The sequence below is a fragment of the Actinospica durhamensis genome (assembly GCF_018139695.1).
Taxonomy (GTDB): Bacteria; Actinomycetota; Actinomycetes; order Streptomycetales; family Catenulisporaceae; genus Actinospica; species Actinospica durhamensis.
In genome coordinates this window covers 1-573 of sequence record NZ_JAGSOG010000680.1, presented here as the reverse complement: position 1 = coordinate 573, position 573 = coordinate 1, and the positions used below count along the sequence as shown (strand labels likewise).

At 69.1% G+C, this 573-nt stretch carries 1 protein-coding gene and 1 pseudogene; both read left to right on the top strand.

The annotated features are described in order from the left end of the window. Positions 1-320: DUF8017 domain-containing protein (locus KDL01_RS41705; RefSeq protein ID WP_212534240.1), on the top strand; the 320-nt coding region annotated here is incomplete at its 5' end. A gap of 60 nt (positions 321-380) precedes the next feature. Beyond that, a pseudogene (locus KDL01_RS41700) lies at positions 381-573 on the top strand (MFS transporter); the annotation flags it as partial.

Below are 573 nucleotides of genomic sequence, written 5' to 3'. Positions count from 1 at the left end.
CCAGGGTGCCGTGGTGGATCTACGGCGGGTACACGCAGCCCGACAAGAAGAGCGTGAAGCAGGACGAACCCGAGCCGTACACCACCAAGTCGGGCATCAAGGGCAGCGTCGCCAGGGCGTACTCGGAGAACACGCCGCAGAACGGCAAGTGCGACAGCGACGGCAAGGCGATCACCTTCGCGTTCAAGAACAGCGCCGGGGACTTCGTCACCTGGAACCTGTACGGCGCCAAGGGCGTCAAGGAGGAGATCCCCGAGGCGACCGTGGAGAAGATCCTCAGCACCGTGCGCCTCACCGAGGAACCGCCAGAGGAGTCGTAACAGGCCAGGGGTGGGAAGACGCATTTGGCAAGTCGGCCCCGCCCCGGCGATAGTCACGGGGTGTCGACCACCACCGCCTTCCGCCGCCCCGCCTGGGCGGGCCGCAACTACACCCTGCTGACCGCCGCCGCCGTGGTGACCAACCTCGGCAGCCACGGCGCGCTGATCGCCTCCGCCTTCGCCGTGCTGGGCATGGGTGGCGACGGCGGCGACGTGGGTCTGGTGGCCGCCGCCCGCACCCTGCCGCTGGTGC